Here is a 751-nt window from a genome sequence, read left to right on the forward strand (position 1 = left end):
CATAAACCAGTCTCTTGTTTAACTGTTTGCAAGCGAAACATAGGAGATGCGGGGTTTTGTCGCATAAACGGGTATATTTGACGAACGTAGTACTGACCGTCATGATCTAACCTCAGCCAATGTGATGTCGTCGCAATGATACTAGTGTCTTCTATCAATGGCTGCACTTGCTCTGCAACTTTTTGTGGATGCGCCCAATCGTCAGAATCTTGACAAGTTAAAAACTCACCTGTTGCATATTGCGCACCAATGCTTTTGGCAGCAAATGTCCCTACATTTTGCGGTAGAGCAATAACTTTCATAGCGGTATTGTGAGCACTTAGGTATTGCAAACGCAGTAAGGTATCATCGGTACTGGCATCATCGACTACTATTATTTCTAAGTTATGCCATGACTGCTGTAACAGGCTATTAATACAGCTATCTATCGTTTCGCTGGCATTGTATGTGGTGACCATAACGGTCACTTTATGCAGCTTACTATTACTTTGAGAGTCTTGGTCTTTATTTATTTGCTCTATTACTCGTAGATTGGTCACCGTGAATTGCTGTTGCTCATCGAACAGCTTTATTTGGCTAAGCTGATGATGAGTAAATATTTCATTTAAATTGGCAAGTTTAGTCAATGGCGTATTAAGCGCTATATTACTGTAGAGACATCTTTTATCTGCATACTCATCATCTACTGGGTATGATAAAAAACTAATTAAGTAATGATCAATGTGACTATCTAGTGGGCAGTACTGCTGCA

1 protein-coding gene is annotated in these 751 nt (G+C 39.8%); it reads right to left on the minus strand.

Annotation, left to right across the window (positions count from 1 at the left end):
• The coding region (locus ACS8FD_RS19895; RefSeq protein ID WP_439277140.1) for a glycosyltransferase family 2 protein at positions 1-626 on the minus strand (626 nt) is incomplete at its 3' end.
• Between the last annotated feature and the right edge of the window lie 125 nt (positions 627-751).

Source organism: Psychrobacter sp. 1U2, from assembly GCF_051847575.1.